The sequence below is a fragment of the Paraburkholderia strydomiana genome, from assembly GCF_031456815.1.
In the GTDB taxonomy this organism is placed as follows: Bacteria; Pseudomonadota; Gammaproteobacteria; order Burkholderiales; family Burkholderiaceae; genus Paraburkholderia; species Paraburkholderia caledonica.
The window spans coordinates 284,189-305,089 of the sequence record NZ_JAVDVL010000008.1 but is presented as its reverse complement, the minus strand read 5'-3'; the positions used below and the strand labels follow the sequence as shown (position 1 = coordinate 305,089).

19 protein-coding genes are annotated in these 20,901 nt (G+C 63.7%); 11 read left to right on the top strand and 8 right to left on the bottom strand.

All coding sequences use genetic code 11. The features are described 5' to 3' along the window. The first annotated feature begins 263 nt into the window (after window positions 1-263). The 7 genes from J2W46_RS22535 (at window position 264) to J2W46_RS22505 (ending at window position 7,382) form a co-directional block, all read left to right on the top strand. Window positions 264-632 carry a response regulator gene (locus J2W46_RS22535; RefSeq protein WP_027779025.1) on the top strand — a complete coding sequence of 123 codons (369 nt, stop codon included), beginning with the start codon at window positions 264-266 and terminating at the stop codon, window positions 630-632. Further along, on the top strand, window positions 625-1,248 hold the full coding sequence (locus tag J2W46_RS22530; protein ID WP_020068654.1) for a chemotaxis protein CheC: 624 nt from the start codon (window positions 625-627) through the stop codon (window positions 1,246-1,248). The genes J2W46_RS22535 and J2W46_RS22530 overlap by 8 nt, the downstream gene beginning before the upstream one ends. Then, window positions 1,245-2,183 (top strand): GGDEF domain-containing protein, encoded by a 939-nt coding sequence (locus J2W46_RS22525; RefSeq protein ID WP_027779023.1) that lies wholly within the window; start codon window positions 1,245-1,247, stop codon window positions 2,181-2,183. The genes J2W46_RS22530 and J2W46_RS22525 overlap by 4 nt, the downstream gene beginning before the upstream one ends. A gap of 288 nt (window positions 2,184-2,471) precedes the next feature. Next, window positions 2,472-3,320: a presqualene diphosphate synthase HpnD gene (hpnD, locus tag J2W46_RS22520; RefSeq protein ID WP_087751889.1), complete on the top strand. Its 849-nt coding sequence runs from the start codon at window positions 2,472-2,474 to the stop codon at window positions 3,318-3,320. A gap of 4 nt (window positions 3,321-3,324) precedes the next feature. Further along, on the top strand, window positions 3,325-4,593 hold the full coding sequence (hpnE, locus tag J2W46_RS22515; protein WP_310356287.1) for a hydroxysqualene dehydroxylase HpnE: 1,269 nt from the start codon (window positions 3,325-3,327) through the stop codon (window positions 4,591-4,593). Next, a complete protein-coding gene (gene shc, locus J2W46_RS22510; protein WP_310356285.1) occupies window positions 4,590-6,650 on the top strand; it encodes a squalene--hopene cyclase in 2,061 nt (686 codons plus the stop codon). Before hpnE ends, shc begins: the two co-directional genes overlap by 4 nt. A gap of 3 nt (window positions 6,651-6,653) precedes the next feature. Continuing rightward, entirely contained in the window at window positions 6,654-7,382 is a 729-nt protein-coding gene (locus J2W46_RS22505) for a phosphorylase (protein ID WP_310356283.1), read from the top strand. A gap of 46 nt (window positions 7,383-7,428) precedes the next feature. Here the strand turns inward: J2W46_RS22505 and J2W46_RS22500 are convergent, their stop codons facing one another. Then, the gene (locus J2W46_RS22500; RefSeq protein WP_310356281.1) at window positions 7,429-8,499 is read right to left on the bottom strand and encodes an MlaA family lipoprotein; all 1,071 of its coding nucleotides are present in this window, start codon (window positions 8,497-8,499) and stop codon (window positions 7,429-7,431) included. A gap of 2 nt (window positions 8,500-8,501) precedes the next feature. Next, on the bottom strand, window positions 8,502-11,117 hold the full coding sequence (gene hpnN, locus J2W46_RS22495) for a hopanoid transporter HpnN (protein WP_204523317.1): 2,616 nt from the start codon (window positions 11,115-11,117) through the stop codon (window positions 8,502-8,504). A gap of 223 nt (window positions 11,118-11,340) precedes the next feature. On the opposite strand from hpnN, the gene J2W46_RS22490 reads away from it, so the two are divergent. Further along, window positions 11,341-11,946 (top strand): MlaC/ttg2D family ABC transporter substrate-binding protein, encoded by a 606-nt coding sequence (locus J2W46_RS22490; RefSeq protein WP_020068662.1) that lies wholly within the window; start codon window positions 11,341-11,343, stop codon window positions 11,944-11,946. A 142-nt stretch (window positions 11,947-12,088) separates the two neighbouring features. On the opposite strand, the gene hpnH is transcribed toward J2W46_RS22490, so the two are convergent. Together hpnH and ispH are read right to left on the bottom strand one after the other, a co-directional pair. After that, on the bottom strand, window positions 12,089-13,243 hold the full coding sequence (hpnH, locus tag J2W46_RS22485; protein ID WP_020068663.1) for an adenosyl-hopene transferase HpnH: 1,155 nt from the start codon (window positions 13,241-13,243) through the stop codon (window positions 12,089-12,091). A 10-nt stretch (window positions 13,244-13,253) separates the two neighbouring features. Beyond that, window positions 13,254-14,198 (bottom strand): 4-hydroxy-3-methylbut-2-enyl diphosphate reductase, encoded by a 945-nt coding sequence (gene ispH / locus J2W46_RS22480; protein WP_027804741.1) that lies wholly within the window; start codon window positions 14,196-14,198, stop codon window positions 13,254-13,256. Window positions 14,199-14,545: 347 nt separating this feature from the next. Here ispH and J2W46_RS22475 point away from each other — a divergent pair, with 347 nt between their 5' ends. Then, on the top strand, window positions 14,546-15,718 hold the full coding sequence (locus J2W46_RS22475; RefSeq protein ID WP_310356366.1) for a glycosyltransferase: 1,173 nt from the start codon (window positions 14,546-14,548) through the stop codon (window positions 15,716-15,718). 44 nt (window positions 15,719-15,762) lie between these two features. Here J2W46_RS22475 and J2W46_RS22470 read toward each other — a convergent pair whose 3' ends face one another. Together J2W46_RS22470 and hpnA are read right to left on the bottom strand one after the other, a co-directional pair. Continuing rightward, window positions 15,763-16,323: a hypothetical protein gene (locus tag J2W46_RS22470; protein ID WP_310356276.1), complete on the bottom strand. Its 561-nt coding sequence runs from the start codon at window positions 16,321-16,323 to the stop codon at window positions 15,763-15,765. 92 nt (window positions 16,324-16,415) lie between these two features. Next, window positions 16,416-17,426: a hopanoid-associated sugar epimerase gene (gene hpnA, locus J2W46_RS22465; RefSeq protein ID WP_027779011.1), complete on the bottom strand. Its 1,011-nt coding sequence runs from the start codon at window positions 17,424-17,426 to the stop codon at window positions 16,416-16,418. 152 nt (window positions 17,427-17,578) lie between these two features. Here hpnA and J2W46_RS22460 point away from each other — a divergent pair, with 152 nt between their 5' ends. Then, entirely contained in the window at window positions 17,579-17,872 is a 294-nt protein-coding gene (locus J2W46_RS22460) for an acylphosphatase (RefSeq protein ID WP_020068669.1), read from the top strand. A 57-nt stretch (window positions 17,873-17,929) separates the two neighbouring features. Here J2W46_RS22460 and egtD read toward each other — a convergent pair whose 3' ends face one another. Further along, on the bottom strand, window positions 17,930-18,910 hold the full coding sequence (gene egtD, locus J2W46_RS22455) for an L-histidine N(alpha)-methyltransferase (RefSeq protein WP_087751880.1): 981 nt from the start codon (window positions 18,908-18,910) through the stop codon (window positions 17,930-17,932). Window positions 18,911-19,425: 515 nt separating this feature from the next. Between egtD and rarD the strand changes: the two genes are divergently transcribed. Beyond that, entirely contained in the window at window positions 19,426-20,316 is an 891-nt protein-coding gene (rarD, locus tag J2W46_RS22450; protein ID WP_310356269.1) for an EamA family transporter RarD, read from the top strand. A gap of 36 nt (window positions 20,317-20,352) precedes the next feature. On the opposite strand, the gene J2W46_RS22445 is transcribed toward rarD, so the two are convergent. Further along, complete coding sequence (locus J2W46_RS22445; protein WP_310356267.1) at window positions 20,353-20,892, bottom strand: Mpo1 family 2-hydroxy fatty acid dioxygenase; 540 nt, start codon at window positions 20,890-20,892, stop codon at window positions 20,353-20,355. Window positions 20,893-20,901 lie beyond the last annotated feature (9 nt).

Genomic DNA, 20,901 nt, shown 5'->3' with positions numbered 1-20,901 from the left:
GCGGCACGGGACCAGCCGATCCAACCAGCCGCGCCTCATCTACGGGGTAGGCTCACATGCCGGTCATAACCGTCGTCCAGCGCACGCAGCCTTGCGCGCGCCATGGTTTCGCCAGACGCGCGTCGCCGCGCCACCTCCCCGCGCGCCCGCAAGCAGCCTTCCACCGAGGCAACGCACAGTTCGCGGCTTGCCAGACTCCGCCCTAAAGGAATTCCGCTATCCGCCGTTAACCCGTACGAGCTTATTCCGTCTTTCGACCCGCCATGCCTTTGCCAATCGTGATCGCCGATGATTCATTGCTTGCCCGCAAGGTGCTCACCAAGGCATTGCCGCCGGACTGGGACGTCGATGTGTCGTACGCGTCGAACGGGCGCGAAGCCCTCGCTCTGTATCGTCAAGGGAAAGCCTCGGTGATGTTCCTCGACCTGACCATGCCGGAAATGAACGGCTATCAGGTACTCGAGGCGCTGCAGCATGAGGATCTGAACACCTTCGTCATCGTCGTCTCGGCCGATATCCAGCCGATGGCCCAGGCGCGCGTACGCACGCTCGGCGCCGCGGCGTTCATCGCCAAGCCCGTGACGCCGGAGGCGGTACTGCCCATCCTCAAGGAGTACGGGTTGTATGTCTGAGCCAGTCCTCACCGAAGATCAGCGCGACGCGCTGCAAGAGGTCGCCAATCTGGCGATGGGTCAAGCCGCGACACGTCTCGCGCGGCTGCTCGATTCGTTTATCGAATTATCGGTGCCGCGCGTGAGGGTGGTGGCCGTGAGCGAGGCCGCGCAAGCGCTGCGGGAGATGACCGGTATTGAAGACCGGGTCAGCGCGGTACGCCAGGGCTTTCGTTCGGACATCAAGGGCGAGGCGCTGGTGATTTGCCGCAGCGACAGCGTGGAGGACTTGTGCGCGTTGGTCAGCGACCCGTATTCGCGCTCCGCTTACGAAGCTGTGAGCCAGAAAGAGCTGATGTTCGACGTGGCGAACGTGCTTACCGGCGCGTGCGTGTCGTGCATTCTCGACCAGCTCGGCCGCACGCCGGTGTTTTCCGCGCCCGGCCTGCTGGGCGACGCCTTGACGCTCGACGAAGTGTTTCAGCCCGGCGTGTTGCAATGGGAAGTCGCGTTGCTCGTCGAAGTCAATTTCGCGCTGGAAGACCAGAGCTTCCGCGCGCATCTCGTGATGCTGATGGCGGAAGAGTCCATCCGTCATATGAGCGACGCGCTCGACGCGTTGTTGTCCAGCCTATGAGCGCGCCTACGGAGTCGTTGAGCGATCTGGTCGTCGAGCGGGTGGGCTTCGGCATCTTCGTGCTCGACCGCGACATGAACGTGTTGATGTGGAACCGCTTCATGCAGGACCACAGCGGTTTGTCCGCGGAGCAGGTGGTCGGCAAGTCGCTGTTCACGCAGTTTCCGGAACTGCCGCGAGTGTGGCTGTCGCGCAAGATCGAAAGTGTCTTTCAGCTGGGTAGCTTCGCGTTCAGTTCGTGGGAACAGCGGCCGTATCTGTTCAAGTTCGACCACGACCGGCCGATCACGGGCGGGGTCGACTACATGCAGCAGGACGTCACGTTCATGCCGCTCACGCGCGATCGGGAGGTGGTGGCCGTTTGCGTGACCATCTCCGACGTGACCCATGTGAGCATCGTGCAGCGAGAGCGCGAGGAGGCTGTCGCCAAGCTGCAGGAGTACGCCGACCGTGACGGACTGACCGGCATTGCCAACCGCCGCTTCTTCGAGGCGCGGCTGCTCGACGAATACACGCGCTGGCAGCGCTATGGCGGCGACATGTCGGTGCTGCTGTTCGATCTCGACCACTTCAAGAAGATCAACGACCAGTTCGGTCACGGCGTCGGCGATACCGTTTTGCGCGTGATGGCGCAGCGCGTTGCCGGGGTCGTGCGGGCCCAGGACACGTTCGGGCGTTTCGGCGGCGAAGAGTTTGCATTGCTGCTGCCGTGCACGCCGCTGGAGGACGCCATGCGCGTCGCCGAGAAAATCCGCCGCACGATCGCCGATACGCCGGTCGAGGTGCAGGGCACGAGCGTGCCCGTTACGGCGAGCGTGGGCGGCGCGGCCGCGCGTGCCGGCTCGCCCGCATATGACGTGCTGATCAACGAGGCCGATGCGGCGCTCTACAGCGCGAAGCGGCAAGGCCGCAATCGCTGCGTCGCGTTGACGTAAATGGCGGCGATTGAGGTTCGCTCATAGCGCCCGGTTGCGCTAAAAAGCCGGTTCTGCCCGCGGCATCACGCGCCGCACGTCGCACCGGGCTTGCCGGTCACAGCGGGTTGTGTCGGTCATTGCTCTGTGGAAACTGCGTCGTCGGACAAACGTTGTTATACTTTTCGCCGTTTCCGGCATCCCAGCCGTGTGTTTCGCGCGTGTCCGCGCGCGCGGGCCGCCCGCCCTGCGGCGAGGCATAAAAATTCCTGTACGCCTTTCAGCGGGCGCCCTCCTGCGGAGATCGTCTTGGCTGTATCCAATCTTGTCGTGGACGATACTGAAATCGACGCCGCTGCCGCCACGTCCGGCAGTTCGTTTTATCTCGCAATGCGCATCCTGCCGGCCGCGCAGCGCGACGCGATGTATCAGGTCTACGCTTTCTGCCGCGCTGTCGACGATATCGCCGACAGCGACATGCCGCGCGCCGACCGCGCCGCGGCGCTCGAGCGCTGGCGCGCCGACATCGACGCGTGCTATACCGGCTCGCCGCGCGCCTCGTTGCGCGCGCTGACGCGGCACATCCACACGTTCCACCTGCAGCGCGAGGATTTTCACGCAATGATCGACGGCATGGCGATGGATGCGGCCGCCGACATCTGCGCCCCCGACGAGGCTACGCTCGACCTGTACTGCGACCGGGTCGCGAGTGCGGCGGGCCGTCTATCGGTGAGGATATTCGGGATGCAGGAGGAGCCGGGCCGTTTGCTGGCGCACCATCTCGGCCGCGCGCTTCAGCTGACGAACATTCTGCGCGACATCGACGAAGACGCGGGTATCAACCGTTGTTATCTGCCGCATGAGTTGCTGGCGCGTGAAGGCATCGCGGTGAAGAATCCCTCGCAGATCGCCGACGATCCGTCGCTGCCGCGCGTCTGCGCAACGCTCGCTGAACGCGCGAAAGAGCATTTCGCCGCGTCCGACGCGATCATGGACCGCGAGCCGCGCACTCAGGTGCGCGCACCGCGCATCATGTCGGGCGTGTACCGCTTGCTGCTGGAACGCACACTCGAACGCGGCTTCGACATTCCGCGCACGAAGGTCAGCAAGCCGAAGCTGCGCATGCTGTGGATCGTCGCGCGTTACGCGCTCTTCTGAGCCGATGCCGAGACTCGTACATGTGGTCGGCGCGGGCCTCGCCGGCCTGGCCGCCGCAGTGCAGTTGCAGCGGCGCGGCGCGCGAGTCGTGCTTCACGAAGCGGCGCAACAGGCGGGCGGCCGCTGCCGTTCGTACTACGACGCCAAGCTAGGCGCAACGATCGACAGCGGCAATCACCTGATGATGTCGGGCAACGCGGCGACGCTGAATTACGCGCGTGCTATCGGCGCCGTGGACGAACTGACGGGACCGGCGTTGCCGGAATTCCCGTTCGTGGATATCGCCACTCACGCGCGCTGGACCGTGCGCCTGTCGTCCGGACGGCTGCCCTGGTGGATCTTCGATCAGAACGCGCGTGTACCGAACACCGGCCCGAGCGACTATCTGAGTCTCGTGCCGCTGCTTTTCGCCAAGCCCGGTCGCACCGTCGCGCAAACCATGCGCAGCAATGGCCCGCTGTGGGACCGCCTGCTCGCGCCGTTGTTTCGCGCAATGCTCAACGCCGAGCCGCGCGACGCGTCGGCGGCGCTGACTGGGGCAATGGTGCGCGAGACGTTGATGGCGGGCGGCCTCGCGTGCCGGCCGCTCATCGCGCGGAACGGTTTGAGCAGCGCTTTCGTCGATCCGGCGTTGCGACTGTTGCAGCATGGCGGCGCGACGATCGAGATCGGCTCGCGGCTCAAAAAAATCCGGTTTGCGGCGAACACGAGCCGCGTAGAGGCGCTCGATTTCGCCGAACAGAGCGTCGCGTTAGACGTCAACCAGGCTGTGATTCTCGCCGTGCCGCCGGATGTCGCGCAGACGCTTGTCCCTGGCCTGCGGGCGCCGGCCCGCTTTGCCGCGACGCTCAGCGCGTATTTCGCCGTGGAACCGCCGTTCGGCTTGCCGCCCGTCACCGGTCTCCTGAACGGCACTGCGCAATGGCTGTTCGCGTCCGACGGACGTCTGTCCGCAACGGTTTATGGCGTCGGCAATGTTGTCGACACGCCGCGCGAAGAACTGGCGGCGCGCTTGTGGGCCGAGGTGGCTCAGGCGGCCAATCTGCCTGCCGCGCCCATGCCGGCCTGGCAGATCGTCGTCGACGAACGGGCGACTTTTGCCGCGTCGCCGGAACAGGAAACGCTGCGTCCCGGCACGCGCACTCGCTGGAATAATCTGATGCTCGCGGGGGACTGGACGGCTACCGGCCTGCCCGCGACGATTGAAGGCGCGATCCGCTCAGGTCAGAAGGCCGCGGATACGTTGCTGAATCAACCGATGGAACGCCGATGAACGATTTATCTCAAGCCCACATGCTGGGTGCCGTCATGCCCGAATTCGCCGACGAAGCGCGAAGCGCGCCTTCCGTTGCGAGCGATGCGGCCCACGCGTCTACCGCGTCTGCAGAATCTGCTGGTTTCGCCGCTTCGCTCGACGCCTCGATCACGCGCGCAACCGAGGCGATCCTCGCCGCGCAAAAGCCCGACGGCCATTGGGTCTACGAACTCGAAGCGGATGCGACGATTCCCGCCGAATACGTGCTGCTGGTCCATTACCTTGGCGAAACGCCGAACGTGGAGCTGGAGCAGAAAATCGCGCGCTATTTGCGCCGCATCCAGCTGGCCGACGGCGGCTGGCCGCTCTTCACCGACGGCGCGCTCGACGTCAGCGCGAGCGTGAAAGCGTACTTCGCGCTGAAGATGATCGGCGACCCGGTCGACGCGGAGCACATGGTCCGCGCACGCGAGGCAATTCTCGCGCACGGCGGCGCGGAGGCGGTGAACGTTTTCACGCGGATCCTGCTGGCCTTGTTCGGCGTGGTGTCGTGGCGCGCGGTGCCGATGATGCCCGTGGAAATCACGCTGCTGCCCATGTGGTTTCCGTTCCATCTGTCGAAGGTGTCGTACTGGGCCCGGACCGTAATCGTGCCGCTGCTCGTGCTCAACGCGAAGCGGCCGCTCGCGCGCAATCCGCGCCGCGTGCGCATCGACGAATTGTTCCGCGGCGCGCCCGTGAACACCGGCATGCCGCAGCGGGCGCCGCATCAACATGTCGGCTGGTTCCGCTTTTTCCGGGTCGTGGATACGGTGCTGCGCGCGGTCGACGGTCTGTTTCCGAAAGCCACGCGCGAGCGAGCGGTCCGCGAGGCAGTGGCCTTTGTCGATCAGCGGCTGAACGGGGAAGACGGCTTGGGCGCGATTTTCCCGGCCATGGCCAATTCGGTGATGATGTACGACGTGCTCGGTTATCCGGCCGACCATCCGAACCGCGCAATTGCGCGTCAGTCGATCGAAAAGCTGCTCGTTATCAAGGATGACGAAGCATATTGTCAGCCCTGTTTGTCGCCGGTCTGGGACACGTCGCTTGCCGCGCACGCGTTGCTCGAAACGGGCGAAGCGCGTGCCGAGCAGGCAGCAGAACGCGGCCTTGCATGGCTGCGTCCGCTGCAGATTCTCGACGTGCGCGGCGACTGGATTTCGCGCCGGCCGAACGTGCGGCCGGGCGGCTGGGCCTTCCAGTACAACAACGCGTATTACCCGGACGTCGACGATACAGCGGTGGTCGCAATGGCTATGCATCGCTCGGCTGCGCTGACGCAGTCGAGTGTCGATCGCGAGGCGATTGCGCGCGCGCGGGAATGGGTCGTCGGCATGCAGAGCAGCGACGGCGGCTGGGGCGCGTTCGAGCCTGAAAACACGCAGTATTACCTGAATAACATTCCGTTCTCCGATCACGGCGCGCTGCTCGATCCGCCGACGGCAGACGTGTCGGGTCGCTGCCTGTCGATGCTCGCGCAACTCGGCGAGTTGCCGCAAAACAGCGAACCGGCGCAGCGTGCGCTCGACTATATGTTGAAGGAACAGGAGCCCGACGGCAGCTGGTACGGCCGCTGGGGTTTGAACTACATCTACGGTACGTGGACCGTGCTGTGTTCGCTGAACGCGGCCGGCATTTCGCACGACGACCCGCGCATCAAACGCGCCGCACAGTGGCTGCTGTCGATCCAGAACGACGACGGCGGTTGGGGCGAAGCCGGCGAGAGCTACAAGCTCGACTACCACGGTTACGAACGGGCGCCGAGCACGGCTTCGCAAACGGCGTGGGCGTTGATGGGCCTGATGGCGGCGGGCGAAGTGAATCACGAGGCGGTTGCCCACGGCATCGACTATTTGCAGCGTGAACAACGCGAGCACGGCTTGTGGGACGAAACGCGTTTCACGGCCACCGGTTTCCCGCGCGTGTTTTATCTGCGTTATCACGGCTATCGCAAGTTTTTCCCGCTCTGGGCGCTGGCGCGTTTCCGTCATCTGAAGCGCAACGGGCTCACGCGCGTTGCCGTCGGGATGTAACGAATGCTTCGCCCAACTGCGCCGTCCGCCGATGCCGACGGCAACAGCTTGCCGGTCATCGTCGTAACGGGCATGGCCTTCGAAGCGCGAATTGCGCGGGGCCAAGGCGTCGAAGTGGTCTATGCGGCACGCGCCGATCTGCTGGAACGCGCGCTGAACGCAGCCGTGGCGCGCGGTTGCTCCGGCATTGTCAGTTTCGGTACGGCGGGCGGCCTGGCGCCGGATTTACAGCCGGGGGCGCTCATTGTCGCCGACGCCGTCGAAGGTCCGTTTGGCCGCATCCCTACCGATCCGGCCTGGACGAACAGGCTTGCCGCCGCGCTGGCGACAGGACCGCTCGCGTCACGCTTGCGGCGCGGTTCAATGGCCTCGGTAGCGGCGCCGCTCATGTTCGCCGACGACAAGCGTGCGCTGCATCGCTCGACGGGTGCATTGGCTGTGGATATGGAATCGCATCTGGCTGGCGCAATGGCCGCCGCCCGCGGGCTGCCGTTCGCCGTGTGCCGTGCGATTGTGGATCCCGCGTGGCGTACGTTGCCGTCGGCAGCGACCGCGGGGTTGCGCGATGACGGAAGCACTGCGCTTGCGCCGATCCTGCGTGAGCTGATGCGGCAACCGTCACAGATCGGCGCGCTCATTCAGGTGGCGATCGACGCGCGTGCGGCGCGCGTTTCGCTGGTGCAGGCCCGCCAAGCGCTGGGTGCGGCTGAGGCCTTGCTGAAGTTGGCCTAGCGGTTCAGCAGCGTCGACGCACGCCCTGGGCGGGCGTACGCCGATCCTATTGTGCAGCCGGCGCTGAAGCCGGTTGCTGACTACCAGCAGGTGCAGACGTGGTCGGGACAGCCGTGCCCGTACTGGGCGCTGAAGCCGCACCTGGCGCTGTTGCCGGCGTCGCGGTTGTCCCTGACTTAGCCCCCGTCGTTTCACTTGCAGGCACCGAGCCCGCCGCGCCGCTTGCCGGCGCGGGCGACTCACCCGGATCCGTGTAATTCGGCACGCCCGCCGGTGCGCCCGTGGCGGCACCAGAGGCCGCGTCCGGCGTGTCGGCCGTATCGCCCGGGTCTGCGTAGTTCGGAAGCGTCGCCGGCGCGCCGGCAGCGGCGCCCTTCGCTGGAGTCGTCGCAGCGCCCGAGTCGTCCTGATCCTCGTATTCCGGCAGCGGCGCGGCATTGTCGCCGGTGCCGCGCAGACGCGCCCGCCGTTGCTGCGTATAGGCGTCCCGCACGAACGAGTATTTATCCAGCGCCGCTTGCTGCAGAAGATCCGTCGCACCCAGCAGGTCGGAGCGAACGCTTACGAACTGCAGCACGTACAGCGGATTGCGCACCGCCGGCTCCATGTAGTTCAAGGGATTGAACTTCACGTCCACCACCAGCCCCATGCTGTCTCGCACGGTACTCGGCCCGAAAAGCGGCAAGACCAGATACGGTCCCGATGGAATGCCCCAGTGTCCAAGCGTCAGGCCGAAATCCTGATGATGCTTGGGCAGGCCGGCCGGCGTCGCCCAATCGAGCAGGCCGCCGAGACCGAACGTGGAGTTGAACGCGAAACGGACGAGGTCCTCGGTCGCGTCGGTGATCTTCAACTGCAGCAGCGCATTCGCGGCGTTGGTCAAGTCACCCAGGTTCGAAAAGAAGTTGCTGACGGCCGTGCGCAACGGCTGCGGCGTCACCTTCTGATAGCCCTTCGCGACGGGCACCGCGACATAGCGGTCGAGGCCGTCGTTGAAATTGAACACCGCCCGGTTCATCGGCTCGAACGGGTCGCCGGGCTTGCGGTCGGGACCGGTTGCGCAGCCGGTTATGAGGCCGGTGGCAGCAAGCGCCAGCACGGTGGTACGCAGTTTCATGCTTATATTCCTTTGTGCTTCGCGCGACGTGGGCGCGGCTTGCCCATCAGCACGGGTTGGAAAACCACTGCACCGATAAGCGTGCAAAACAGCGACAGCGCCAGCAAGCGGCCCATGCTGGACGTCCCCGGATGGTGCGATAGCCAGAGGCTGCCGAACGCCGTCGCCGTCGTCGCCGCGCTGAACAGCACCGCGTGCGTCAGGCTCGACTGCAACAGGCCGGTCTGCCCGTTGCGCCACGCCATCACGAAGTAAATCTTGAACGCCACGCCGACGCCGAGCATCAGCGGCAACGCAATGATATTCGCGAAGTTCAGCGGCATGCCGAACACCACGCACAACTCGAGCGTGACGAGCGCCGACACAAGCAGCGGAACCAGCGTGCGCAGCATGTCGCCAACGCGCCGCAGCGCGACCCACAGCAGGATCGCGATGGACAGCAGCGCCCAGCACGCGGCCTGCAAGAACGCCTTGATGATCGTATCCGCGGAATGAAGGATCGAGATCGGGCCGCCAATCGCGCCGGGCTCGGCCTTTTTGACAGCATGGGCGAAGCGGGCGAGCGTGGCGTCGTCGTTCGGATCGGCGCCCGGCTTCACCTTCGGCGCGATGTCGACGAGGGCGCGGCCGTCCTTCGACACCCAGCCTTTCGAGATTTCCTTCGGCAGATTGTCCCGCGTGATTTCGGTCGGCTGGAGCAGGTTCTCCAACTGCTTGAGCGCAATGCGCAAAGGCTCCGACATCGCGTGTTCCGCGCGGTCGCGCGTGGCGGAGTCGGCTGCGGCGAGCTTTTGCAGCGTGACCGACAGATGTTGCGCTTCGGCGGCGCCTGGCCCGGGATGATCTTCGGCGGCGAGCGAAAGTTGATTCGACGCGCGCTTGAGCGCGGCGACGCGCACGGCGTCCGTGGCCTGTGGCGCCGGTTGCTGTTGCAGCGCGGGCAGCAATTGCTGCGCGGCGCTTGCGATCAGCATCATCTTTTGCTGCTGCTGCGCGGGAACGAAGGTGTCCAGCGTGGTGACGCGGCCCACTTCGGGCAACGCGCGCAACCGCTCGGCCATGCGATCGGCGTCGGCAAGCGAGGGCGCGAGCACATGCACGTTGTTCACCGCGGCCTCGGGCGAATCCTTCAGCGACAGCAGCGTGGCCATCGACTCGGTATGCGGATCTTTCAGGTGCAGCGGATTGAAGTCGAAGTGCAAACGCGTGAGCAACGGCGTTGCGCCGATCACGACGATCAGCGTGCCGATCAACACGGGCTTGCGATGATGGGCGAGAAAGTCGTCGACGGGTGCGAGTTGCTTGAAGCCCGGCGACGCGGCTTCGCCCGGCGGGTTGAAGATCTTCAGCAACGCTGGCAGCAGTGTCATGTTGGTCAGATACGCGACGAACATGCCAACGCCGGCGATCTCACCCAACTCCGACACGCCGCGGTACGCGGTCGGCAGAAACGAGAAGAAGCTCAACGCGACCGCAACCGCGGCGAGCGTAAGCGGCACGCCGATACTGTGCGCGGTATGAGCAAGCGCGGCGGAAAGACGGTCGTCGCGATTACGCTCCTCGCGATACTTGACGCCGAACTGCACGCCGAAATCGACGCCGAGCCCGACGAACAGCACCATGAACGCAACCGAGATCATGTTCAGCGCGCCGACCATCATGAGGCCGAGCGCGGCGGTGATTGCGAGTCCAACGAACAGCGTGATGAAGACTGCGGCGATCATGCGTCCAGAGCGCAACGCGAGCCACAGAATGATCAACACCACGACGAACGTGCCGATGCCGTTGAGCACCGCGCCATCTTTGACTGACGCGAACTCTTCGTCCGCGAGCGGTTGTTCGCCGGTCAGACGGACGGTGGCGCCATAACGCGAGTCCAGATGCAGCGAGGCCGCCGTATCGCGAATGGCCTGCGACGCGGTTGCGCCCGGCTCTAGGGCGTCGTAGTTCACGACCGGCTGCACGACCACAAACGCACGCGCCGGATTGGTCGCCGCGCTTTTGTCGACGAACGCGCGCCACGAGAAAGCGGCGGGCTTGCCGGCCAGTACGAGGTCCAGCGTGTTGGCGCTTTGCGACAGCAGGCGGCTCATGTCGGAGAGCTTCACCTGACCGATCTGCAGCGGCAGCAGCAGGCTCGTGGTGAGCGTGCCTGCAAGTCCCGCGAGGCTGGGGTCGTGCGCAAGCGTGTTCACGAGCGGACGAGACTGCACGAGTTGCGACGTGGTCGACATGACCTCTTCGGTCGATGGGAAAAGCAGACCGTTATGTTCGAAGAACGGCCCGCCGGCGGGCTGCGAGACCGCGACGAATTCCTTCGGCTCGGCTTTGAGCGCCGCCGTCAGCGCATTCGCTGCGGCGTCGGCAAACTCGGGCGCGCGCGCCTCCACGACGACCAGCACCGTTTCGCCGCGATCAGGGAAGGCCTGGTCCATCGCGTGCTCGAGCGTGGACCATTCCTTGTCGGTTTCGATCAGGCGGCTGATGTCGGTGTTGATCTTGAAGTGATGCGCGACATAGATCCCGCTCAACACGGCGAGCACGATCGACAGTGCGATGATCCGCAACGGATGGCGCACCGAATAGGCGACGAGGCGAACAATAGATGACTTCAGCATGTAGGCGAACTTGGCCTTATCACGGGTAGCATTTTGACGAAAGTGCACAAGTATACAGAGCCGGAGCAATCCGGATCGTATTCGGCAGCAATGCGCGTAGCAAAACCGGCTCCCGGCGCAACATGAAAGGGCGGGAACGCAATGTCGTTATACTGGTCTATCCAGCTTTCGCCCCGATCTTGCTGGTCGGCGGCGCACACTCTTTTCGGGTCTTGTCCAGCGTATGAAACGTTATCTGTCTGCTTTTCTGGCCGCAGCCGTAGTCTCAACGGCTGCCTATGCGCAAAGCTCGCCCGACGCGGTGGTAAAAAGTGCCGTCGAAGGTACGGTCTCCGCGATGAAGGCCGATCCGCAAGCGCGCGGCGGCGATATGGCCAAGATCACGCAACTGGTCGAGACGCGCTTCGTGCCGGCCACCGACTTCCAGCGCACCACCCGCATCGCGGTCGGCAAGGCATGGAGCACCGCCACGCCCGAGCAGCAGAAGCAGCTCTATGAGCAGTTCACGCTGCTTCTCGTGCACACCTACGCTGCGTCGCTTTCGCAGTTGCGCGACCAGGACGTCAAATTCAAGTTTGCGCCGGCCAATGCACCGGGCGCCGCGAAAGACGTCGTGGTGCAGTCGCACGTGATCAGCAACGGCGGCGACGACGCAATCGACTACCGGCTCACCAAGGGCCCGTCGGGCTGGAAGATCTACGACATCAATATGATGGGCGCATGGCTGATTCAGGTGTACCAGACACAATTCGCCGATCAGCTTTCCAAGGGCGGAGTCGACGGCCTGATCAAGTTCCTCACCGCGCATAACGCACGCAGCGGCGGGTAAGCTGGATCGGCAAGCCGACTGCCTGCGAGGTAGAAGCAGACCAACAAAAGAAAAAGCGCGGTGGCCTTAAAAGCCACCGCGCTTTTTTACGCGGGTTATGCGGCGCGATTCAGAGCGGCGCAGGGCCGCCCCGATTCGACGCTCAGTGCGCGGCCGTAGCCGTCTGCACCTTGCTGCCCTTGCCGGCCACCTTGATCTCTTCAAGCTTGATCTCGACGTGGCGCGAGAACACGTATTCAGCCGGGCGCTGCTTGTCCAGCGGGATGTCTTTGGTGAAAGCACCCGAAGTCTTCGGGCCGCGCAGGCTGACCTTCAATGCCTTCAGCGGATGCGCAACCGTATCCATCACGGCCGTGGCTTCAAAGCCGCAGTGGACCATGCAGTCGGCGCACTTTTCGTAGTTGCCGGTGCCGTACTTGTCCCAGTCCGTGGTTTCCATCAATTCCTTGAAGGTCTTCACGTAACCTTCACCGACCAGATAGCACGGCTTCTGCCAGCCGAACACCGTACGCGCCGGGTTGCCCCAAGGCGTGCATTCGTAGGTCTGATTGCCGGCGAGGAAGTCGAGGAACATGGCCGACTGGCTGAACGACCAGTTCTTGCCATTGTTGCCGCGCTTGAAGATCTCGCGGAACAGATGTTTGGTCTTGTCGCGATTCAGGAAGTGCTGCTGGTCCGGCGCACGCTCATAGGCATAACCCGGTGAGACGGTGATGCCGTCCACGCCCATCGGCCCGACCGTGTCGAAGAAAGCGGCAACGCGCTCCGGCACCGCGTCGTTAAACAGCGTGCAGTTGATGTTCACGCGGAAACCGCGGCGCTTCGCTTCCTTGATGGCGGCGACTGCCTTGTCGTACACGCCGTCTTGCGACACCGAATGGTCGTGCATCTGCTGATCGCCATCCAGGTGAACCGACCAGACGAAGTACGGATTCGGCTCGTAGTCGTCCATCTTCTTTTCCATCAACAGCGCGTTCGTACACAGGTACACGAACTTCTTACGCGCGATGATGCCCTTCACGATCTGCGGCATTTCCTTGTGCAGGAGCGGTTCGCCGCCTGCAATCGACACCACCGGGGCGCCGCATTCGTCGACGGCGCCAAGGCATTCTTCCAGCGACAGACGCTGATTCAGGATGGGGTCCGGATAGTCGATCTTGCCGCAGCCATTGCAGGCGAGATTGCAGCGGAACAGCGGCTCCAGCATCAGGGCGAGCGGGTAGCGTTTGTTGCCGGAGAGGTGCTGACGCATGATGTATGCGCCGACCCGGACTTTCTGTAGCAGCGGAATAGACAAGACGTCCTCCTTAAACTTCGCGTGCGGCGAGTGGTTGCATCAGCTTCGATGGCAACTTGAATTCAACCTTCTCTTCACGGCCCGCCATTGTCGTGACATCGACGGGCCCCATTGCGCTTAGCGCATCGATTACGTTTCTGACCATTTCTTCCGGCGCCGAAGCGCCGGCCGTGATGCCGATGGTCTGCGCATTCGCAAACCATTCCGGCTTCACTTCTGAACCGTCGGCGACGAGATAGCTCGCCACGCCGCTTTCGCTGCCAATTTCCCGCAGCCGGTTCGAGTTCGAACTGTTTGTTGCGCCCACCACCAGCAGCACGTCCACCTGCTTGCTCAACTCGCGCACCGCGGCCTGGCGATTTTGCGTCGCATAGCAGATGTCGCGCGTGTCGGGGCCGACGATGTCGGTGAAGCGGCGCTGCAAGGCGTCGATAATGCCACGGGTGTCGTCTACCGACAGCGTGGTCTGCGTGACGTACGCGAGCGGCGTGTCGATCGGCAGCTGCAGATGCTCGACCTCGGCTTCGCTCTGCACCAGCAGCACCTTGCCCGGGATCTGGCCGATCGTGCCTTCCACTTCCGGATGCCCGGCGTGGCCGATCAGGATCAGCGTGCGCCCCGCGCTCACATATTGACGCCCCTGCACGTGCACCTTGGTGACGAGCGGGCACGTTGCGTCGAGCACGTCGAGACCGCGGGCTTCCGCGTCGCGCTCAACTGTTTGAGCGACGCCGTGCGCGCTGAAGATCGCCACGGCGCCTTGCGGCACTTCATCGAGTTCTTCGACGAAACGCGCGCCTTTCTGGCGCAGATTATCGACCACGTGACGATTGTGGACAATTTCGTGGCGTACGTAGACAGGCGCGCCGTGCTGCTGCAGCGCCCGATCGACGATCTCGATCGCACGAACAACGCCCGCACAAAAGCCGCGGGGTTGGGCAAGGATGACTCGCATAAGTTGGCGGACTCCGACTGACGCGGGTTTCGAGCAAGTCGGAAATTCTGACTTTATCGCCGCGACCATCTAATTAGTTGACGTCTTGAGCCCCGGCGACGTGCCGGTACAGCAAAACCAAACGCGCATTCTAACGCTATCACGCCAGCTTTGCTTTGCCGGGGCCGCTACAGTGTTGGGCGCACGCGGCATATGCCTTAGCTTTACCAAACCCATGCGGCAAAAATTGCACGCTGCACCGCTCTGGCGGAACCCTTAAACTACGTCGTCCTGTGAAGCGCTCGCGCCTCGCAATACAAAATGGTCGACGCTTGCTGCAAATTCGAGGGTAACGCTTAATGGGGTTGATGGCGGTGATTCTGTTTTTCCTTTCCTGTTTGTCCTTGCTGATCTGGATCGTGCTGCTGTTCGCCCGAGGCGGCTTCTGGCGCGCGCGTCCCGCCGCGCCGCTTGCGCCCGAACCGCGTAGCGCATGGCCCGGCGTGGCCGCCGTGGTGCCTGCCCGCAATGAAGTCGATGTCATTGCACAGGCCGTTACGACGCTGCTTCAGCAGGATTATCCCGGCGAATTTCACGTGATCGTGGTCGACGACCACAGCACCGACGGCACCGCCGACGCTGCCCGCGCAGCCGCGCTGCAGCTGCAATGCCCCGACCGTTTGACCGTGCTGAGCGCGAAGCCGCTGCCGCCGGGGTGGTCCGGCAAGGTGTGGGCGCAGTCGCAAGGCATCGAGGCGGTACGCACGCTCGGCTTGCCGGCCGACTTTTTGTTGCTGACGGACGCCGATATCGGTCATCCCGCGGAGGCCGTCACGCAACTTGTCGTCCGTGCTGACGTTGAGAAGCGCGATCTCGTCTCGCTGATGGTGCGCCTGCGCTGCGACTCGTTCTGGGAGAAAGCGCTTATTCCGGCCTTCGTTTTCTTCTTCGCGAAGCTGTATCCGTTCTCCTGGGTCAACAATCCGCGCAATCGCACGGCGGCTGCGGCGGGCGGCTGCATGCTCGTGCGTCGTAGCGCCCTGGAGGAAGCTGGTGGCATTGAATCGATCCGGGCCGAGCTGATCGACGATTGCAGCCTCGCGGCGCGCATCAAGCATCGCGGCACCGGGCGCCACCCAATCCGGCTCGACGTGGCTGCGCGAAGCGTGTCGTTGCGTCCTTACGATAGCTGGCGCGACATCTGGAACATGATTGCGCGCACTGCGTTCACGCAGTTGCATTATTCGCCGCTGCTGCTGGCGGGCACGCTTGCCGGCATGACGATCATCTATCTGATGCCGCCGGTCGCCGCCATCGTGCTCGGACCAACGGGCTGGCCCGCCTGGCTCGCGTGGGCGGCCATGTGCTGCGCGTATGCGCCAATGCTCAGCTATTACCGCCGCTCGCCGCTATGGGCGCCGTTTCTGCCGCTCATCGCGCTGTTTTATGTGGGGGCGACGTTTGCGTCGGCGGTGCGCTACTGGCGTGGCAAAGGCGGGCAATGGAAGGCGCGGGTTCAGGCGCCCATGCAGGAACGTTGACGCGAAGCAGTAACGAAAAAGCGGCGCATTGCGCCGCTTTTCTTTTAGCCCTTTGTAAGCAGCATATAGAGTTGAATCACCATGTCCGGTGAAAACGTAAACGGCACCCAGCCGTGACCGGTATGGCGCATTACCAGCAAACGGTCGCCGTTCGACTGCTTCTGCACGGCCATGACCGGATTTTTCGTCGACACGAAACGCCAGCCCGGCGGGATGCCCGGAGGAGGTTCGGGTGTCATCGAGGCGCGCGCGTTCGACAGTTCCTCGATGAGCTGGCCGATCTGCTCCGCGCGCAATGCGACGGTCTGGCCGCCGATGGTCATGGTGATTTCGTTCTGCGCCGGACGGTTGATTTCCAGCGTGGGCAGAGCCGGGGGCGCAGCGGTTTGCGCGCCGGCTTCGCTGACCGCGGCGTCGGCCTCGGCTTGGGCTTGAACTTCGACCGTTTCCGATTCGACGTCCGGCACGGCATGTTCAGCCGGCGCGTGCTGCGCGTCAGCCTGGTTGCGTGTCTCGGGGATGCTTTGGGCCTGCGGGGCCACGACAGCCTGAATGAGCTGATCGACGCCCACTTCGAGCGCGCCGAGCTGTTCGTGAAGGTTCATGCGAGATTTCTCTGGTAAGACCCGCGATTTTAACTGCTGCGCGTAGGCTTTACCTTCCGCAAATACAGCGACGTTGTAACAAAATGCTCGCGCTACGGCTTGAGATAGCCCGCATGCCGGAACCAGTCGAGCGCATCGCTCAGGCCCTCACGGTACGGACGCGCCCGGTAGCCCAGTTCGCGTTCCGCCTTGGCCGAACTGAAGTACATCTTGTTCTTCGACATCTTCAATCCATCAACGGTGACGAACGGTTCGCGCTTCGTGAACTTCGCGACCGCTTCCGCACCCATCGCGAGCGGGTAAAGCGGCCAGCGCGGCAAGCTGATGGTGGGGGCCTTGCGGCCGGTGAGTGCCGCGATGTCCGCGAGCATCTGTTGAAGCGGCAGATTTTCGCCGCCGAGAATGTAGCGTTCGCCGATCTTGCCGCGCTCCAGCGCCAGAAAGTGCCCGGCTGCGACGTCGTCCACGTGCACGAGGTTCAGCCCTGTGTCGACGAAAGCGGGAATCTTGCCGAGCGCCGCTTCCACGATGATGCGCCCGGTCGGCGTCGGCTTGACGTCGCGCGGGCCGATAGGTGTGGACGGGTTGACGATCACCGCCGGCAGGCCGTCTTCGGCGATCATGCGTTCCACTGCGCGCTCGGCCAGCACCTTGCTGCGCTTGTAGACGCCGATCGCCTGATCGGCCTTGAGCGGCGATGTTTCGTCGGCTGAATTGCCGGCGCTCGTCACCTTCAGCGTGGCCACGCTGCTCGTGTACACGATGCGCTCGACGCCTTCTTTCAGCGCCGCGCGCATGGTCGCCTCCGTGCCCTCCAGATTCGAGCGCTCGATTTCGCTCGGGTCCGGCGCCCACAGCCGGTAATCGGCGGCGACGTGCAGCAGATAGCGCACGCCGCGCAGCGCGTTGCGCATGGACGCTTCGTCGCGCATATCGCCCACGACGATTTCCGCGTCGAGCGACTCGAGGTTCTGACGTGGGCTGGTGGCGCGCACCAGTACACGCACCTTGAAGCCCTTCTGTTGCGCGATGCGCGCCACCGACGAGCCGACAAAGCCGGATGCGCCGGTCACGAGCACGAGATCGCCATTCTGTTCGGTCATTCTGTTTCCGTTCCCTGCGTGACAGTCGGGGGATTGTACGTGGCGAGCGGGGGCCGCGTCGTCGACGCGGCTATTCCAACCCGCGTTCTGCAAGCAGGCTCGTCGCGACGCGACTAGAATGCCCGCTTGAAAGATTGCGAGGAGAGAACGGCATGTCCCCAGATCTGGATGAGCGGATCGAAACGTATTACGTGCGCGTGCGCGGCACCGTGCAGGGCGTCGGCTTTCGTCACGCGACCGTGCGGCAGGCGCACGCGTTGGGCATCAAGGGATGGGTTGCGAATCTCGACGACGGTTCGGTCGAAGCGATGTTGCAGGGCACGGCGAATCAGGTCGACCGGATGCTGTCGTGGCTGCGGCACGGGCCGCCGGCCGCGCGCGTGACCGAGGTAGCCGGCGAAGAGCGCGTGACCGAGAAACGCTACGAGCGTTTCGAACAGCATTGAACGGCGCGTAACCACATCGGCGGGTTGAGAGCCCGCCGCCCCTCTGGCCGTTGTGCGCTATTGCGCTACCAACAGGCTTTCGGCAAATCCCCACTCGTTTTCCAGCCACTGATGGCTGCACACGAAGCCCGCATCGTCGGCGATCGCGGGCATTTCGTCGGCGCGATACTTGTGGCTGCTCTCGGTCCAGATCGTTTCGCCTGCCTTGAGCGACACCGTCAGGTTTGCGGCGGCAACATGCGCGGTAACGTCGCGCGTTGCACGCAAGTGCATCTCGACACTACGCGCGTCCGGATTGAAACGCGCGACGTGCTCGAATGCGTCGAGCGGAAAATCGCCGCCCAGTTCGCGATTGATCCGCGCGAGCAGGTTCAGGTTGAACGACGCCGTGACGCCGATTGCGTCGTCGTAAGCGGCGATCAGCGTGGGCGTGGGCTTGATGAGGTCGGTGCCGAGCAGCAGCGCGTCGCCGGGCGCCAGCATGTTGCGAATGTCGCGCAGAAAGCGCGTCGCGGCCAGTCTGCCGAAATTGCCGATCGTGCTGCCGAGAAAGAGTACGAGTAAGCGTTCGTCGGCTGCGCGCTTTTTGCTGACTTCAGCGAGACCCGCCAGATAATCGCGCTCATAGCCGACAATAGAAATCCTTTCGATGTCGCCTAATTCGCGCCTGCACAACTGCAACGCGGTGCGCGAAATTTCAATCGGGCAGTAGGAAGTGGGGCGCTTTTTACACAGCGCTTCGAGAATGCGGCGCGTTTTGCGGCCGCTGCCGCTACCGAGTTCGGCGACGGTTACGTCGTGCGGAAGATGCTCGACGATGTCCACCGCGTGCTTCGCCAGCAGCCGCTCCTCAGCGCGTGTCACGCCGTATTCGGGGAGCACGGTGATCACTTCGAATAACGCGGAACCGACTTCGTCATACAGATACTTCGAGGGCAACTCTTTCTGCGGCGCATGCGTGAGGCCGCTGCGGACGTCGGCGGCGAACGCGGAACGTTGATCGGGTGATGCGTCGTGCGAGAGGGCTGGCTGGGTCATGCTGGCTCCAGTAGTCACATGCGATGAGCGGGATGGTTGGCCGGAGGCGGCACGCGGGATCGAAACGATTGGTGCGTGCCGCGGAGGAAGCGGGCCGCCATGCGGCCGGGCTCGTTGATGTCGCAAACGCTGATTGCAAACGTTGGTTGCAAACGCTGTAGCAGAAGCGGGAAGCAAGATTCGCGCTTGATTGACGGAGTTGCTTGTCGAACGCGCACAGCTGACTCCCGCGCGCGTGAAGTTATGTTCTAGTTCATCGACGCGCGTTCTGCACGGATTAATTGCTGCCGCAAGAATGAAAGCGACGCGAAGTGTGTCCGTGCCACGTCGATAATCCGGCTAGAATGCCCGGCTTGCATCGCCGGATAAAACTACAAGAAGCGGCGCCCGACACGCGCTGCGGCTCACGGACCTTCACTTCCAATGACAACGAGAATCGCGGTGCGCCGCCATGTTGCGCCACGTGCGCATGCGCTCGCGCCGCAAGGCGAAGCTCCCGCACAGCGGGGCGCACGATGAATCAGTATTCGCCGAAACGCGGCATTGCCTTATCGGTTAGCGCCTGCGCAATGTTCGCCCTGCTGTCGGCTTACGCGACGCTGCTCGCACCGCTCACCGGCCTCGATATTTTCGCGTGGCGTATCGTCTGGACCGTGCCGGGCGCACTGCTGCTGGTTGCGTCGCGCAAGCGCATGCCAATCCTGCGGCAACTTCTTTACCGGATGATGACTCAGCCCGCGCTAGGCGTTGCGATGCTCGCCGCCGCTGCGTTGCTCGGCGCGCAATTGTGGGTGTTTCTGTGGGCGCCGTTGCATGGCCGCATGCTTGAAGTGTCGCTCGGCTATTTCCTGTTGCCGCTCGTGATGGTACTGGTCGGGCGCTTCTACTATCACGAGCGTCTCGACGGTTTGCAGGGGGCAGCCGTGATATGCGCGGCTGTGGGCGTGGGTCATGAACTGTGGGTGACGGGCGCTTTCTCGTGGCCGACGTTGCTAGTTGCGCTCGGTTATCCGCCGTACTTCGTGTTGCGGCGCAAAATCAAACAGGATTCGCTCGCGCTGTTTACCGTCGAGATGATCTTGCTACTACCCGTCGCAGTGGCGATGATCGTGACCGGCGGGTCGCTCACGCTGATCTCCGGACGCCTCGACATGTGGCTTCTGCTGCTGCCGGGGCTGGGCGCGTTGAGCACGCTCGCGCTGGCTTCGTATCTGACGGCGAGTCGCTTATTGCCCGTCGCGCTGTTCGGCATTCTCGGTTATGTCGAGCCGGTATTGCTCGTGCTGGTGTCGATCACGTTGCTCGGCGAAACGTTGAGTGCTGCGCAGTTGGCCACGTACATCCCGATCTGGATCGCGGTCGTGCTGACAGCGTTGCACAGCATGCGGATCGTGCGCTTTGCGTGAGACTCGAGCGCCTGCCACGACCATGTTGCTTTGCGTTCACTTGTGCGCCGCCGCGCGCTGGTCTTTCGTCGGCGAAGGCCCCAACTGGCTTTCTATCGCTTCACGAAGCGCAGGCCGCCAGCCGGTGTAGAACAATGCTTCGGCCAGCACGAACAGCGGTCCGATCAGAAGACCGATTACGTCATCGACAAAAGCCGGCTTACGGTGCTCGTAGGCAATGTGGCCGACGAACTGAAACACCCAGCCGACCGCGAAGAGGCCGACGCCAGTTGCCAGCCAGACCGGCGTGGACTGCGCCGCAATCCATTGGCCGAACACGATGCAAAGCGCGGACACCGCTGTCATCAGCAAACCCAAAGGCACGTCGAGCACCAGGTAATAGAGCGTGGCCGCCGAGAACAACAGCCATGCGGGCGATAGGATCAACGGCGGCGCGGCTAGCGCGAAAGCCGGACGGCTCAACAGCACTGCCAATGCAAGCACGATCATCGGGATGCCGATGAAATGCGTGGCGATATTGCGCCGGTCGCGATGGTAAGCCGCATACTGCGTAAGCTGTTGCGTCAGCGTTCTCATGGATGCCGC